Consider the following 15353-nt stretch of genomic DNA (forward strand, 5'->3'; position numbering starts at 1 on the left):
GCTGGGAAAAAGTTCAACTTCCTTGCTGCACAAGGGCTTTCCGTCCAGGACGAACCCGGCTACGGTCCCATCTCGTGTACACGACATAGGTGGTTCGGGAGTGACGGCGCACTCCGGTTCCACGGCACACCGCCCGTTCGACCGGATTACCGGAGGACATTCGTGCACAGAACAAGGCCCAGAGGCCGCAAGGCACTCGCACTGCTCACCGGCGGCCTGCTCGCCGCCACTTCGCTGGCCCTCACCTCGCCGACCCCCGCGTCCGCGGCCGGCCCCGTAGCGGCCGTCTCCGCGGCCGCGGAGGACTTCCAGCAGGTCACGCTCGCCAAGGGCGGTGAGGAGACCGGCGAGCCCATGTCGCTGGCCGTGCTGCCCGATCGCAGCGTGCTCCACACCTCGCGCAGCGGCGAGCTGCGGATGACGGACGCGGCCGGCAACACCCGCGTCGTCGGCACCGTCCCCGTCTACTCGCACGACGAAGAGGGCCTCCAGGGCATCGGCCTGGACCCCAACTTCGCGCAGAACCGTTTCGTTTACCTCTACTACGCGCCGCCCATGGACACCCCCGCGGGCGACGCACCCAATGAGGGCACCGCGGCCGACTTCGCCAGGTTCGACGGCGTCAACCGGCTCTCGCGGTTCGTGCTCCGTGCGGACGGCACGCTGGACAACGCCAGCGAGAAGAAGATCCTGGACGTCCCGGCGACCCGCGGCATCTGCTGCCACGTCGGCGGCGACATCGACTTCGACGCAGAGGGCAACCTCTATCTGTCGACCGGAGACGACTCCAACCCCTTCGCCTCCGACGGCTACACGCCCATCGACGAGCGCCCCGGCCGCAACCCCGCCTACGACGCCCGCCGCACCTCCGGCAACACCAACGACCTGCGCGGCAAGATCCTGCGCATCAAGGTGAACGAGGACGCCTCGTACTCGATCCCCGAGGGCAACCTCTTCGCCCCCGGCACGGAGAAGACCCGCCCCGAGATCTACGCGATGGGCTTCCGCAACCCGTTCCGCTTCAGCGTCGACAAGAAGACCGGCGTCCTCTACGTCGGCGACTACGGCCCCGACGCCGGCGTCGCCGACCCGAAGCGCGGCCCCGCCGGCCAGGTCGAGTTCGCCCGTGTCACCGGCCCCGGCAACTTCGGCTGGCCCTTCTGCACCGGCGACAACGACCCGTACGTCGACTACGACTTCGCCACCAAGACCTCCGGCGCCACCTTCGACTGCGCCAACCTGAAGAACACGTCGCCGCACAACACCGGCCTCGTCGACCTGCCGCCCGCGCAGCCGGCCTGGATCCCGTACGACGGCGGCTCGCTCCCCGAGTTCGGCAGCGGCTCCGAGTCCCCGATGGGCGGCCCGGTCTACCACTACGACGCGGAGCTCGACTCCCCGGTGAAGTTCCCCGAGGCGTACGACGGCGACTTCTTCGCCGGTGAGTTCGGCCGCCGCTGGATCAAGCGGATCGACACGGCGGAGGACGGCACGGTCCGCTCCATCAACCCCGTCCCGTGGACCGGCACCCAGGTCATGGACATGGCCTTCGGCCCGGACGGCGCGTTGTACGTCCTCGACTACGGCACCGCCTGGTTCGGCGGCGACGAGAACTCCGGCCTCTACCGCATCGAGAACGCCACCGGCGGACGCTCGCCGGTCGCCGAGGCCGCCGCCGACAAGACGTCGGGCCAGGCGCTGTTGCGCGTCGCCTTCTCCTCCGCCGGAACCACCGACGCGGACGGCGACGCCCTCACCTACAGCTGGGACTTCGGCGACGGCTCCACCTCCACAGAGGCCAACCCGGTCCACAAATACACCGAGAACGGCACCTACACCGCCACGGTCACCGCGAAGGACCCGACGGGCCGCACCGGCTCCGCCAGCGTCCATGTCGTCGTCGGCAACACCGCACCCAAGGTCAAGCTCGAACTGCCTGCCGAGGGCGCGCTGTTCGACTTCGGCGACGAGATCCCGTTCAAGGTGACCGTCACCGACCCCGAGGACGGCACCGTCGACTGCTCCAAGGTCACGGTCAACTACATCCTCGGCCACGACAGCCACGGCCACCCCATCACCTCGGCCACCGGCTGCGAAGGCGCCATCAAGACCTCCGCGGACGGCGGACACGACCCCAACGCCAACATCTTCGGAGTCCTCGACGCCGAGTACACCGACGGAGGCGGCGGCGGCCAGGCCGCGCTGACCGGCCACGACCAGGCGCAGCTCCAGCCCCGCCACCGGCAGGCCGAGCACTTCGACGACCAGTCGGGCGTCAACACCTTCGACAAGGCGGCCGCCCACGGCGGCAAGACCGTCGGCGACATCCACAACGGCGACTGGATCTCCTTCACGCCGTACAACCTGACCGGCTCCAAGAAGCTCACCGCCCGGATCTCCTCCGGCGGCGCCGGCGGCACCCTCGAAGTGCGCATCGGGTCCGCGGACGGCAAGGTCCTCGGCTCGGCGCCGGTACCCGTCACCGGCGGCTGGGAGACGTTCCAGGACATCGACGTACCCCTACGAGGCGTGCCGGGGAAGACCACGAAGCTCTTCCTGGTCTTCAAGGGCGGCGCGGGAGCCCTGTACGACGTGGACGACTTCAAGCTCTCCGACACCCCCGTCGACCGCAAGGCCAAGCGGGTCCTGGTCTTCTCCAGGACCGCCGGATTCCGCCACGACTCCATCCCGGCCGGCGTCGCCGCGCTGAAGGAACTCGGCCGGAGCGGTGACATCACCGTCGACGCCACCGAGGCGGCGGGCCAGTTCACCGCCGCCAACCTCGCCCGTTACGACGCCGTCGTCTTCCTCTCCACCACCGGCGACGTGCTGAACGCCGACCAGCAGAAGGCGTTCGAGGAGTATGTCGCCGCCGGCGGCGGCTACATGGGCGTCCACGCGGCGGCCGACACCGAGTACGAGTGGGAGTTCTACGGCGGCCTCGTCGGCGCCTACTTCGACTCCCACCCGCGCATCCAGCCCGCGACCGTCCGCGTGGAGGACCACGACCACCCGGCCACCGCGCACATCGACGGCCCCTGGGAGCGCACCGACGAGTGGTACAACTACCGCTCCAACCCGCGCGAGCAGGCCCGCGTCCTCGCCACCCTCGACGAGACCACCTACGAGGGCGGCACCATGAAGGGCGACCACCCCATCGCCTGGTGCCAGACCTACGAGGGCGGCCGCGCCTTCTACACCGGCGGCGGCCACACCAAGGAGTCGTACACGGAGCCGGCCTTCCGGCAGCACCTCCTCGGCGGACTGCGGTACGTGACCGGGCAGGTCAAGGCCGACTGCAAGCCGCGCACCGGCTATCGCGCCCTCTTCAACGGCGAGACCCTGGACGGCTGGAAGCAGGCCGGACCCGGCCGGTTCGACGTCGTCGACGGCGAACTCCACACCGTGGGCGGCATGGGCCTGCTCTGGTACCAGGCCAAGGAGCTGCGCTCGTACTCGCTGAAGCTCGACTGGAAGATGGACGGCGACGACAACTCGGGCGTCTTCGTCGGCTTCCCCGCCTCTGACGACCCGTGGTCGGCGGTGCACAAGGGCTACGAGATCCAGATCGACGCCACCGACGCCGCCGACCGCACCACCGGCGCGGTCTACGGCTTCAAGTCGGCGGACACCGAGACCCGCGACCGGGTGCTGCGGCCGCCCGGCGAGTGGAACAGCTACGAGATCCGGGTCAAGGGCGAACGTCTGCAGGTCTTCCTCAACGGAGAGAAGATCAACGACTTCACCAACACCGACCCGGCCCGCAGCCTGGCGGACGGCCACATCGGCCTCCAGAACCACGGGTCCGGCGACCAGGTGGCCTTCCGGAACATCCAGTTGAAGGAGCTGCCCTCGTAGGACCGCGGGGCCGCCCCATGAGCCGGCGGCGGGCGGGGAGGCGCCGTACCCCCCGCCCGCCGTCCTCCACCCCATCGCAACAACGACCTGGCAGGGAGGCAGCCCGTGACAGACGGGAACACACGCACCGGAGTCTGGTTCGTCGGAGCACGCGGTTCCGTGGCCACCACGGCCGTCGCCGGATGCGCGGCGGTCACCGCCGGACTGCACCCGCCGACCGGCATGGTCACGGAGACGCCGGCCTTCACCGGCACCGGGCTGCCCGCCCTGCCCACCCTCGTCTTCGGCGGACACGACACCACCCACTGCCCGCTGCCCAAGCGCGCGGAGCACCTCACCGGGGCCGGCGTCCTGCCGCACGGACTCGCCGCCGCCGTCCGCGCCGAACTGGACGCGGCCGACCGGGAGATACGGCCCGGCGGACCCGGCGCCGGCGACACCCGCGGCGACGAGGAACTCATCGCCGCCTTCGCCGCCGACATGGACGCCTTCCGCTCGCGGAACGCCCTCGCCCGCGTCGTCGTCGTCAACGTCGCCTCCACCGAACCCCTGCCGGAGCCGGACGCCGTACGGCTGCCGCCCAGCTCCCTCTACGCGGCCGCCGCGGTGCGGGCCGGCTGCCCGTACGTCAACTTCACCCCCTCCACCGGGCTGCGCACCCCCGCCCTCACCGGCGCCGCCGCGGCCGGTGGACTTCCCCACGCGGGCCGCGACGGCAAGACCGGCCAGACACTGCTGCGGTCGGTGCTCGCCCCGATGTTCCTGCAGCGGGCCCTGTCCGTCAGGGCCTGGTCCGGCACGAACCTGCTGGGCGGCGGCGACGGGGCGGCGCTGGCCGATCCGGCCGCGGCCGCGGCGAAGAACGCCGGCAAGGAACGCGTCCTCGCCGACACCCTCGGGACGACGCCGGAGGGCAAGGTCCACATCGACGACGTCCCCGCGCTCGGCGACTGGAAGACCGCGTGGGACCACATCGCCTTCGACGGCTTCCTCGGCTCCCGGATGATCCTCCAGACCATCTGGCAGGGCTGCGACTCCGCCCTCGCGGCCCCTCTGGTCCTCGACCTGGCCCGGCTGGTGGCCCGCGCCCACGAGGCCGGTCTGTCCGGGCCGCTGCCCGAACTCGGCTTCTACTTCAAGGACCCGGACGGCGGCCCGGCGGGCCTGTCCGAACAGTTCACCGCGCTGCTGTCGTTCGCGGACCGCCTGCGGGAGGCGCGATGACCCGCGCCCGGCTGAGCGCCTGGGCCGAACTGCTGCGCGTTTCCGCGCTGTTCACCGTCCCCGGCGACGCCCTCGCGGGCGCGGCCTGCGCCGGGCTGCGGCCCAACCGGGGCACGGCGTACGCCGTCGGCGCGTCCCTGTTCCTGTACGAGGCGGGCATGGCGCTCAACGACTGGGCCGACCGCGAGGAGGACGCCGTCGACCGCCCCCACCGCCCGATCCCCTCGGGCCGCATCACCCCCACCGCGGCCCTGACCGCGGCCGCGGCCCTCACCGCGACGGGCCTGACCCTCGCCTCCCGCGCCGGCCGCCCCGCCCTGGCCCTGGCCACGGCCCTCACCGCAACGGTCTGGTCCTACGACCTCCACCTGAAACACACCCGCGCGGCCCCCGCGACGATGGCCACGGCCCGCGCGCTGGACCTGCTCCTGGGTACGGCGGCAACGTTGTCCGGGGCGGCCGCCCGGGGGACGGCGCGCCCGGGGGAGGCGCCTGCGCCCGGGGGCGTGCCGGGGACCGTGCGGACCGCCGCCGGCCCGGCGGTTCGGTCGACCAGACCGGCCGCGCCGCCGGCGGCACCGGCCCCCGCGCCCCGGCGCGGGGCGGCCGCGAACCCGGTCCCGCCTTCCGCCGCCAGGGCGTTCGCCCGGTCGCTGCGGCGCACAACTGCCGCCGGGGGCTCGGGGGCGGTGCCCCCTGTTTCCCGTCCGGGTTCCACCCGCGCCGCCGCCCCGTCGGGGCGCCTCACCGGCACGGTCCCGCGCCCGCCCGCGGCCGGCGGCCCGGTCCCGCCTTCCGCCGCCGGCGCCCTCGCCCGGTCGCTGCGGCGCACAACTGCCGCCGGGGGCTCGGGGGCGGCGCCCCCTGGGTCCCGTCAGGGTTTCGGGAAGGGGCGGGGTGGGGGACTTACCATCCCCGCCCGCGCCACCCGCGCCGCCGCCGTGCTCGCTGCGCACACCTACGCCGTCACCGCCGTGTCCCGGCACGAGGCGCACGGCGGCTCCACCACCACCCCGCTCGCCGCCCTCGCGGCCACCGCGGCGACGGCCGCCGCCCTGGCACGCCCACCCGCCGGGCCCGGGCTCTGGCCCGGACCCGCTCTGCTCGCCGCCGCGTACCTGCGTACCGCCGCCACCCCCTATCTGCACGCCGCCCTCAACCCGTCCCCGCCGCTCACGCAGCGCGCCGTCGGCGGCGGCATCCGCGCCATGATCCCGCTTCAGGCCGCGCTCGCCGTCCGGTCCGGCGCGGGCGTCACCGGGCTCGCGGTGATGGCGCTCGTGCCGATCGCCCGCAGGCTCGCACGGAAGGTGAGTCCCACATGAGCCCTGAGACGAACCCGGACCGCCTCCGCCTCGGCTACGGAACCAACGGCCTCACCGACCTCCGTCTCGACGACGCCCTCGCTCTCCTCGCGGACCTCGGCTACGACGGCGTCGGGCTCACGCTCGACCACATGCACCTCGACCCGCTCGCCCCCGGCCTGGCCGCCCGCACCGGAAGGGTCGCCCGCCGGCTCGGCGAGCTCGGGCTGACGGCCGCGGTCGAGACCGGCGCCCGCTACGTTCTCGACCCGCGCCGCAAGCACGGCCCGTCCCTGCTCGACCCGGATCCGGACGGCCGCGCGGCCCGTACCCGGTTGCTGGTGACCGCGGTCAAGGTCGCCGCCGACCTCGGCGCGCACGCGGTGCACTGCTTCAGCGGCACCACCCCGCCCGGCACGGACGCCGACACCGCGTGGAAGCGTCTGGAGGACGCGATCCTGCCGGTGCTCGACGCCGCCGCCTTCGCGGGCGTGCCCGTCGCGATCGAACCCGAGCCGGGCCACCTCCTCGCCACCCTCGCCGACTTCCACCATCTGCGCACGTCCCTCGGCAACCCCGCTCCGCTCGGCCTCACCCTCGACATCGGCCACTGCCGGTGTCTGGAGCCGGACTCGCCGGAAGAGTGCGTCCGCGCGGCCGCGCCGTGGCTGCGGCATGTGCAGATCGAGGACATGCGCCGCGGTGTGCACGAGCATCTGCCGTTCGGCGAAGGGGAGATCGACTTCCCGCCCGTGCTGGCGGCGCTGGCCGCCACCGGCTACCAGGGCCTCACGGTCGTCGAGCTGCCCCGCCACTCCCACGCGGGCCCCGAACAGGCCCGCCGCTCCATCGAGTTCCTCCGATCCGCGAGCCCCGCGCACACGACCCGCGCCGACAGCGCCCCCGCCCCGAAGGGAGCACCGGCACCGTGACGCAACCAGTCCCCCCGACCCGCGCGGACGTCGGCGCCCGGCTGGCCGACGACACCGCCCGGGCCTGGCTCGACGAGGCGCTGGCCGACGCCGCCCGCGCGGCGCAGGCGCCCCAGGCCGCCTCCTCCCCGTACACCGCGCACAGTTGGGAGCTGCGCTTCGCCGCCGCAGGGCGGCACTGCGGCCAGGACAACGCGGACGCCGTCCGTACGCTGCTGCTCGTCGCGGCACGGGCCGGGGTCGAGACCCTGACGCGGCTCTACCAGCAGGGCAGCGCCGCCGAGCGCCGCGCCGTGCTCCTGGCGCTGCCGGCCCTGGTCGACGGCCCGTGCGCCGTGCACCTCGTCGACGACGCGCTGCGCACCAACGACACCCGGCTCGTCTCCGCCGCCGTCGGCCCCTATGCCGCCGCCCATCTCGACCCGCACGCCTGGCGGCACGCCGTCCTCAAGTGCCTGTTCACCGGCGTGCCCCTCGACGCCGTCGCGGACCGGGCCGCACGGGCGGCCGGCGACGGCGAACTCGCCCGGATGCTCACCGACTACGCCGCCGAGCGCACCGCCGCCGGCCGCGACACCCCCCACGATCTCGACCGCGCGCTCGCCCTGACCGGTGAGCGGGCCCGGCGGCCCCAGGAGTTGTGATGCGCATCTTCGACCCCCACATCCACATGACGTCCCGCACCACCGACGACTACGAGGCGATGTACGCCGCCGGGGTGCGCGCCCTGGTCGAGCCGTCGTTCTGGCTGGGCCAGCCCCGCACCTCGCCGGCCAGCTTCTTCGACTACTTCGACGCCCTGCTCGGCTGGGAGCCGTTCCGCGCCGCCCAGTACGGGATAGCCCACCACTGCACCATCGCGCTCAACCCGAAGGAGGCGAACGACCCCCGCTGCACGCCCGTGCTGGACGCGCTGCCCCGCTATCTCGTCAAGGACTCGGTCGTCGCCGTCGGCGAGATCGGCTACGACTCCATGACCCCCGCGGAGGACGCCGCGCTCGCCGCGCAGCTCCAACTGGCCGCCGACCACGGCCTGCCCGCCCTCGTCCACACCCCGCACCGCGACAAGCCGGCCGGCCTCCGGCGCACCGTCGACGTCGTCCGCGCGTCGAACCTGCCCATGGACCGCGTCCTGCTGGACCACCTCAACGAGACGACCGTGCGGCCCGCCCGCGACAGCGGCTGCTGGCTCGGCTTCTCCGTCTACCCGGACACCAAGATGGACGAGGACCGCATGATCACCATCCTGCGGACGTACGGGACGGAGAAGGTCCTCGTCAACTCGGCCGCCGACTGGGGCAGAAGCGACCCGCTCAAGACCCGCAGGGTCGGCGACGCCATGCTCGCGGCCGGCTTCACGGACGACGACGTCGACCAGGTCCTGTGGCGCAATCCGGTCGCCTTCTACGGCCTCAGCGGCCGTCTCCAGCTCGACGTCCCGAAGCCGGAGAGCCTGCACGAGGGCAACTCCGTGCTGCGCGGCGGGGAATGAGGGGAGACTCGGATGCGCTTCCGTCACCCCGACGGCTCCACCGTCCACCTCTCCTACTGCACCAACGTCCACCCCGCGGAGACGCTCGACGGCGTCCTCGCCCAGTTGCGCGACCACTGCGAACCGGTCCGCAGACGCCTCGGACGCGACCGCCTCGGCATCGGCCTGTGGCTCGCCAGGGACGCCGCACGCTCCCTGGTCACCGACCCGGCGGCGCTGCGGCGGCTGCGCGCCGAACTGGAACGGCGCGGCCTGGAGGTCGTCACGCTCAACGGCTTCCCCTACGAGGGCTTCGGCGCGGACGAGGTCAAGTACCGCGTCTACAAACCGGACTGGGCCGACGCCGAACGCCTCGCCCACACCACGGACCTGGCCCGTCTCCTCGCGGCCCTGCTGCCCGACGACGTCACCGAGGGCACGATCTCCACGCTCCCGCTCGCCTGGCGCACCGACTTCGACGACCACGCCGCAGCGCTCGCCGGCGCCGCGCTGACCACCCTCGCCGAACGGCTCGACGCGCTCGAGGAACTGACCGGCAAGTCGATCCGTATCGCCCTCGAACCGGAGCCCGGCTGCACGGTGGAGACCACCGCCGACGCGATCGGACCGCTCAGCGCCCTGCCCGGCAGCCGCATCGGGGTGTGCGTCGACACCTGCCACCTCGCCACCTCCTTCGAGGACCCGGGCACGGCGCTCGCCGCCCTCGCCGCGGCCGGCGTCACCGTCCCCAAGGCGCAGCTGTCCGCCGCGCTGCACGCGGAGAACCCGCACCTGCCGGAGGTGCGCGACGCGCTCGCCGCCTTCGCGGAGCCCCGATTCCTGCACCAGACCCGGACCCTCACCGCGGCCGGCCTGCGCGGGACGGACGACCTGGACCAGGCCGTCGCCGGCGACACGCTCCCCGACGGCGCCCCCTGGCGCGCCCACTTCCACGTCCCGCTGCACGCGCCGCCCGCCGAGCCGCTCACCTCGACGCTGCCCGTGCTCCAGGACACCCTGACCCGGCTCGTGGGCGTGCCCGAGCCCCTGACCCGCCATCTCGAGGTCGAGACCTACACCTGGCAGGCACTCCCGCCCGAGCTGCGACCCCGCACCCGGGGGCAGCTCGCCGACGGCATCGCCGCCGAACTCACCCTGGCCCGCGACCTGCTGACCGACCTCGGCCTAAAGGAACTGCCATGAGCGACACACGCCCCACCCCCCTTCTGGTCCTGGACGTCGTCGGCCTCACCCCCCGGCTCCTGGACCGGATGCCCCGCCTCAAAGCGCTCGCCGCGGCCGGCTCGCAGGCGAACCTGACCACTGTGCTGCCGGCCGTCACCTGCGCCGCGCAGTCCACCTTCCTCACCGGCGCCCTCCCGGCCGAGCACGGCATCGTCGCCAACGGCTGGTACTTCCGCGAACTCGGCGACGTACTGCTGTGGCGGCAGCACAACGGCCTGGTGGCCGGCGACAAGATCTGGGACGCGGCCCGCCGCGCCCACCCCGGCTACACCGTCGCCAACATCTGCTGGTGGTACGCGATGGGCGCCGCCACCGACATCACCGTCACCCCCCGGCCGGTGTACTACGCCGACGGCCGCAAGGAACCCGACTGCTACACCCGCCCGCCGGCCCTGCACGACGAACTGACCCAGAAGTTCGGCACGTTCCCCCTCTTCCACTTCTGGGGGCCGGGCGCCGGCATCGCCTCCAGCCGGTGGATCGCCGACGCGACCCGCCACATCATGCGCACCCGCCACCCCGACCTGACCCTGTGCTACCTGCCGCACCTCGACTACGACCTCCAGCGCTACGGCCCCGACGACCCCCGCTCGCACCGCGCCGCCGCCGATCTCGACGCCGTCATCGGCCCGCTGCTCGACGACGCCCGGCAGGAGGGCCGCACGGTGGTCGCCCTGTCCGAGTACGGCATCACAGGGGTGAGTCGCCCGGTCGACATCAACCGCGCGCTGCGGCGGGCCGGTCTGCTGGAGGTGCACACCCAGGACGGCATGGAGTACCTCGATCCGATGGCCTGCCGCGCCTTCGCCGTGGCCGACCACCAGCTCGCCCACGTCTATGTGCGCCGGCCCGAGGACCTGGGCGCCACCCGCGAGGCACTGGCCGGTCTGCCCGGGATCGAACAGCTCCTCGGCGACGAGGGCAAGAAGGAGTACGGGCTCGACCATCCGCGCTCGGGGGAGCTGGTGGCGATCGCCGAGCCGGACGCCTGGTTCACGTACTACTACTGGCTCGACGACGCCCGTGCCCCCGACTTCGCCCAGCTCGTGGAGATCCACCGCAAACCCGGCTACGACCCCGTCGAGCTGTTCATGGACCCGCACGACCCGTATGTGCGCCTCAAGGCGGCCAAGGCCGTGGCCCGCAAGAAGCTCGGCATGCGCTACCGCCTCGCGGTCGTGCCGCTGGACCCGTCACCGATCCGCGGCAGCCATGGCCGCCTCCCCGCGAGCGACGAAGAGGGCCCGCTCGTCCTGTGCTCCACCCCCCGCGCCGTGTCGGGCCGCGTCGCGGCCACCGAAGTGAAGTCCCTGCTGCTCTCCCTGGCCGGCCTCGGCGGCCAGGGACCCGGCGGGGAAGGCAGCGCGCCCGGCAGAAGTGTCCACTCGAAGTGAGAGGCAATCACGTGACCGCGTATCTCGAAGAGACCGCCACCGACGACTCGCTGCGCCGCAGTCTCGGCGTCAGCCGCCGCCGTTTCCTCAGCACCTGCACGACCGGGGCCGCGGTGGCGATCGCCGCCCCGGTCGTCGGCGCCGCACCGGCCCTGGCGAGCGAGCCGGACGCCGGCGCGGCGGACCACGGCAGGTCCGCGCTGATCCCGCCGCACAAGCGCGGCATCATCCTCTACACGGTCCGCGACGCGACGGGCCGCGATCCGCTGTCGACGACCCTGCCGTCCGGTTTCCGCGAGGTCTTCAGGCAGCTGTCCCGCTACGGCTACGAGCAGGTGGAGTTCGCCGGATACCGCCAGCACCCGAACGCCCCGGGCGGCGCGAGCCTGGAGAGCGTCGAGGGCGCGCGACTGCTGCGGTCCTGGCTGGACGAGTACGGGCTGCGGGCGCAGGGCAACCACGGCTTCATCCCGGGGTCCTGGCCGCTGACCTCCGCCGACCTGGACAACTTCAAGCGCCATCTGGAGATCGCCAACATCCTCGGCATGGGCCACATGGGCACCGGCGGCGACCCCACCGGCAGCTCCTACCGGGCCGACTGGGACGTGGCCGCCGACAAGTGGAACGCCCTCGGCGCCATCGCCCGCCGCGAGGGCGTCAAGCTCTACACCCACAACCACGACTCGGCGTACGGCTTCCTGCTCGACGGCGGCCCGCTCGACGACCAGGGCCGGCCGACCCGCAGTTCGGGCATCCGCAAGCTGGAGTACTTCCTGGACGTCACCGACCCGCACGCCGTCTGGCTGGAGATGGACATCTACTGGGCGCACGTGGCCCAGTACAAGTTCCACACGTACACCGCCCACGACGGCTCGCAGCGCCAGCAGGTCTTCGACCCGGCCGGTCTGGTGGCCCGGCACAACATGCGCTACCCGCTGTTCCACGCCAAGGACGGCGCGGTCAACACCCAGAGCGGGCAGGGCTACGACATGGTGACGTTCGGCGAGGGCGACATCGACTACCGGAGGTTCTTCCGCCGGGTGGGAGCGAAGAACTATCACAACCCGATGATCGAGCACGACGGCGCGCCCAGCGCCACGGACCCGGGCCAGTCCCTCGAGGTCGCGCGGAAGAGCTACATCAATCTGGCGGCCCTGCGCGCCCGCCGCTGATCCGGCGGCGACCCTCCCGGTGGCCAGGGGTCCACCGGGAGGGCCGCCCGCCCGCCCCGCGGAGAAACAAAAGACGCTACCGACCGGTAGTAAGAACGTCGCCTGCCGTCCATCATTAAGCGCGAGCATGTCAACCCGTTCGTCCGATCACGGCCGAACGGGCTCCCTGAGCTGCCTCCACACCCAGGAGAACCCCCCATGCACGCACGCATCTGGACGGTCCGCGCCGCCGCGACCGCCGCCGCTCTGACCTTCGTCGCGGCCCTCCCCGCCGCCTCCGCCCACGCGGACACGACCACCGCCCGGACGGCGAGCGCCGTACCGGCGCAGAGCGTCGACTACGACACCTGGCTGCGCGACGTCGCCGCCGTCGTCGACGAGGCACGCCCCTACATCGAGCAGCGCACCGCCGACGCCGACGGCGAGAAGCAGGCGATCGTCCTCGACATCGACAACACCTCGCTGGAGACGCACTTCCACCCGTTCTGGCAGCTGCCCACCCCGGCCATCGAGCGGATGCGCGACCTCGCCCGCTACGCCGACTCCCGTGGCGTCGCCGTCTTCTTCGTCACCGCGCGCCCCGGCATCATCCACTCCCTCACCGACTGGAACCTGAAGCGGGTCGGCTACCCGGTCGACGGCCTGTACGTCCGCGATCTGCCCGACCTGTTCCACGAGGTCAGCGCCTACAAGACCGAGAAGCGTGCCGAGATCGAGGCCAAGGGCTACACGATCATCGCCAACATCGGCAACAACACCACCGACCTGGTCGGCGGCCACGCCGAGCGCACCTTCAAGCTCCCCGACTACGACGGCCAGCTCTCGTAACGGCCCCGCGCACCGGGCCGGGTGGCCGCGGCGACCGGTCTCCCGGCCGCCGCGGCCACCCGTGGCCGGACGCAGGTGGCTTCCTCGGCCCACGTCCCGGCCGGCCGGCCGCGGACTCGCAGGACGCGACGTCACCGCCGCCGACCCGCGCCCGGCCCGCGCCGGGCGGGCTCGGGCGCGTCCGGCGTCCAGATCCAGAGCCAGACCCCGAGGTGGCCCACGACCAGGAACACCCCGGCGCAGACCGCGGCGCCGACGGGACTGCCCCGCGCCACGCCGTAGCCGTGACTCATGGCGCCGCCCGCGACCATGCACGTCACCAGCCGGCCGCCAAGCAGGCACCGCTCGACGTGCCGCCGGGGGTGGGCCCGTGATGCCCACTAGCCCGTCTGCGCCCGCCTTCCCGTGCCGCGCTCCGCGGCGACCTGCGGCGACGGCGCGGACGGAGTCGGCCGTACGGCTCACCGGGTGACGGCGAGGTGTCGGTTCGTCCCGTTGCGGTGATCTCTAACTGTCGGCCGCCTGTGCCGAGCACGGCAATCGAGCTCGGCACAGGCGCCGCGCAGACAGGCCGGACACTGCTCACTGGAGGACTTCATGCGTATCGCACGTGCCGGACTCCCGGCAGCCCTGATCCTCGGCGCCCTCGCCCTGTCCTCCCCGGCGGCCGCGGCCGTCGCGGCCGGAGAGGGCGACGGGAGCGTCAGCATCAGCGAGCGAAGGGCCACGCCGGGGACCACGATCACCGTCACCACCACCGCCTGCGGGAAGGAGACGTACGGCAAGGGGGAGTCGGAGGCGGCGGGCTCGTTCCATCTCTTCGAGGGCGACCGGGCGGGGGAGTTGGTGGGCGAGTTCCAGGTCCCCGCCGACGCGGCGTCCGGCAGCGACACCGTCACCCTGAAGTGCCCCCCGCGGGTCAAGGTCACCGGCACGTACCAGATCACCGGCCGCCCCAGCGGCGCGGTGGACGCGGGCTTCGGCGACGCCACGGGCCGGACCACCCAGTTCGCCCTGGGCGGTGTGCTGCTCGCCGGAGCGGCGGCCGGCACGGTGGCGAGGACGCGCCGTCGCGCGAACAGCGTCCCCACCACCTGACCGTCGCTGCCCCCTGCCCCCTGCCCGCCTTTCCCGCGGCCCCCGTCACCGTCGACGCACCGATGGTGCCGGGGGCCCGCGGGGATCGTCACGTCCGCTGCCGAAACAGTCCGCTGCCGAAACAGAGGCCCGCCACGATGGAAAACGGTCACCGGCCGGGTAGCGCCGAAGGGCCGGCGTCCCTGGTCCCCTCGTTCAAGGTGCTCGTCTGCGCGGCGATCGCGGGAAGCCTGCTCGTCGCCAACGCGGTACGGGACGAGCAGCCGCCGCAGCCTTCGGCCGCCCAGGCCCGGTCCGCCGCCGCCCTCCCCGCTCCGCGCGCCACGCCGGCGCCCACCGCGGCCCCGGCCCTGCCGCCGTCGGACCCCGTCCGGATGCTGATCCCGGCCATCGGCGTGAATGCCCTCATGACGCCACTGGAACTGGACGACACCGGTGCGCTGCAGCCACCGCCCGCCGACGAACCCGCCCTGGCCGGCTGGTACGGCCGCGGCACGGCGCCCGGCGCGGTGGGCACGGCCGTCGCCGCCGGCCATGTGGACACCCCCATGGGCCCCGGCGTCTTCTACCGGCTCGGCGCCCTCACCAAGGGCGACACCGTCGAGGTCATGCGGGAGGACGGGCGTACGGCCGTCTTCACCGTCGACGCCGTGGAGGTCCACGATCGCGACGACTTCCCGGACGACAAGGTCTACGGCGACTCCGGCCGGCCCGAACTACGGGTGATCACCTGCGGCGGCGCCTACTCCCGGGGCACCGGCTACCAGGGCAACGTCGTCGTCTACGCGACCCTGACCGCGGTCCGGTAGCGGAGCCCCCGCCGGCCC

The 15353-nt window shown here is 73.2% G+C and carries 13 protein-coding genes; 12 read left to right on the forward strand and 1 reads right to left on the reverse strand.

The window, feature by feature from the left end; translation table 11 throughout:
- Positions 1–162 precede the first annotated feature (162 nt).
- The 10 genes from ACWD01_RS18760 (at position 163) to ACWD01_RS18805 (ending at position 13428) form a co-directional block, all read left to right on the forward strand.
- Positions 163–3858 carry a ThuA domain-containing protein gene (locus ACWD01_RS18760; RefSeq protein WP_451163124.1) on the forward strand — a complete coding sequence of 1232 codons (3696 nt, stop codon included), beginning with the start codon at positions 163–165 and terminating at the stop codon, positions 3856–3858.
- 105 nt (positions 3859–3963) lie between these two features.
- Complete coding sequence (locus ACWD01_RS18765; RefSeq protein ID WP_451163126.1) at positions 3964–5082, forward strand: inositol-3-phosphate synthase; 1119 nt, start codon at positions 3964–3966, stop codon at positions 5080–5082.
- A complete protein-coding gene (locus ACWD01_RS18770; RefSeq protein WP_451163128.1) occupies positions 5079–6407 on the forward strand; it encodes a UbiA family prenyltransferase in 1329 nt (442 codons plus the stop codon). Before ACWD01_RS18765 ends, ACWD01_RS18770 begins: the two co-directional genes overlap by 4 nt.
- A complete protein-coding gene (locus ACWD01_RS18775; RefSeq protein WP_451163130.1) occupies positions 6404–7318 on the forward strand; it encodes a sugar phosphate isomerase/epimerase family protein in 915 nt (304 codons plus the stop codon). Before ACWD01_RS18770 ends, ACWD01_RS18775 begins: the two co-directional genes overlap by 4 nt.
- Positions 7315–7962: an EboA domain-containing protein gene (locus tag ACWD01_RS18780; RefSeq protein WP_451163132.1), complete on the forward strand. Its 648-nt coding sequence runs from the start codon at positions 7315–7317 to the stop codon at positions 7960–7962. The genes ACWD01_RS18775 and ACWD01_RS18780 overlap by 4 nt, the downstream gene beginning before the upstream one ends.
- Positions 7962–8810: a TatD family hydrolase gene (locus ACWD01_RS18785; RefSeq protein ID WP_451163134.1), complete on the forward strand. Its 849-nt coding sequence runs from the start codon at positions 7962–7964 to the stop codon at positions 8808–8810. Before ACWD01_RS18780 ends, ACWD01_RS18785 begins: the two co-directional genes overlap by 1 nt.
- Positions 8811–8822: 12 nt before the next feature.
- Positions 8823–9992 (forward strand): metabolite traffic protein EboE, encoded by a 1170-nt coding sequence (gene eboE, locus ACWD01_RS18790; RefSeq protein WP_451163136.1) that lies wholly within the window; start codon positions 8823–8825, stop codon positions 9990–9992.
- Positions 9989–11428, forward strand: coding sequence for an alkaline phosphatase family protein (locus tag ACWD01_RS18795; protein ID WP_451163138.1), 1440 nt, complete (start codon positions 9989–9991; stop codon positions 11426–11428). Before eboE ends, ACWD01_RS18795 begins: the two co-directional genes overlap by 4 nt.
- Positions 11429–11439: 11 nt before the next feature.
- Positions 11440–12600 carry a sugar phosphate isomerase/epimerase family protein gene (locus ACWD01_RS18800; protein ID WP_451163140.1) on the forward strand — a complete coding sequence of 387 codons (1161 nt, stop codon included), beginning with the start codon at positions 11440–11442 and terminating at the stop codon, positions 12598–12600.
- 198 nt (positions 12601–12798) lie between these two features.
- On the forward strand, positions 12799–13428 hold the full coding sequence (locus ACWD01_RS18805; RefSeq protein WP_451163142.1) for an HAD family acid phosphatase: 630 nt from the start codon (positions 12799–12801) through the stop codon (positions 13426–13428).
- A gap of 131 nt (positions 13429–13559) precedes the next feature.
- Here the strand turns inward: ACWD01_RS18805 and ACWD01_RS18810 are convergent, their stop codons facing one another.
- A complete protein-coding gene (locus ACWD01_RS18810; protein ID WP_451163144.1) occupies positions 13560–13739 on the reverse strand; it encodes a hypothetical protein in 180 nt (59 codons plus the stop codon).
- Positions 13740–14025: 286 nt separating this feature from the next.
- Between ACWD01_RS18810 and ACWD01_RS18815 the strand changes: the two genes are divergently transcribed.
- Positions 14026–14526 carry a sortase gene (locus tag ACWD01_RS18815; RefSeq protein ID WP_451163146.1) on the forward strand — a complete coding sequence of 167 codons (501 nt, stop codon included), beginning with the start codon at positions 14026–14028 and terminating at the stop codon, positions 14524–14526.
- 137 nt (positions 14527–14663) lie between these two features.
- Complete coding sequence (locus ACWD01_RS18820) at positions 14664–15335, forward strand: class F sortase (protein WP_451163148.1); 672 nt, start codon at positions 14664–14666, stop codon at positions 15333–15335.
- The last annotated feature ends 18 nt before the right edge of the window (positions 15336–15353 follow it).

This window comes from Streptomyces sp. NPDC002835, from assembly GCF_053591995.1.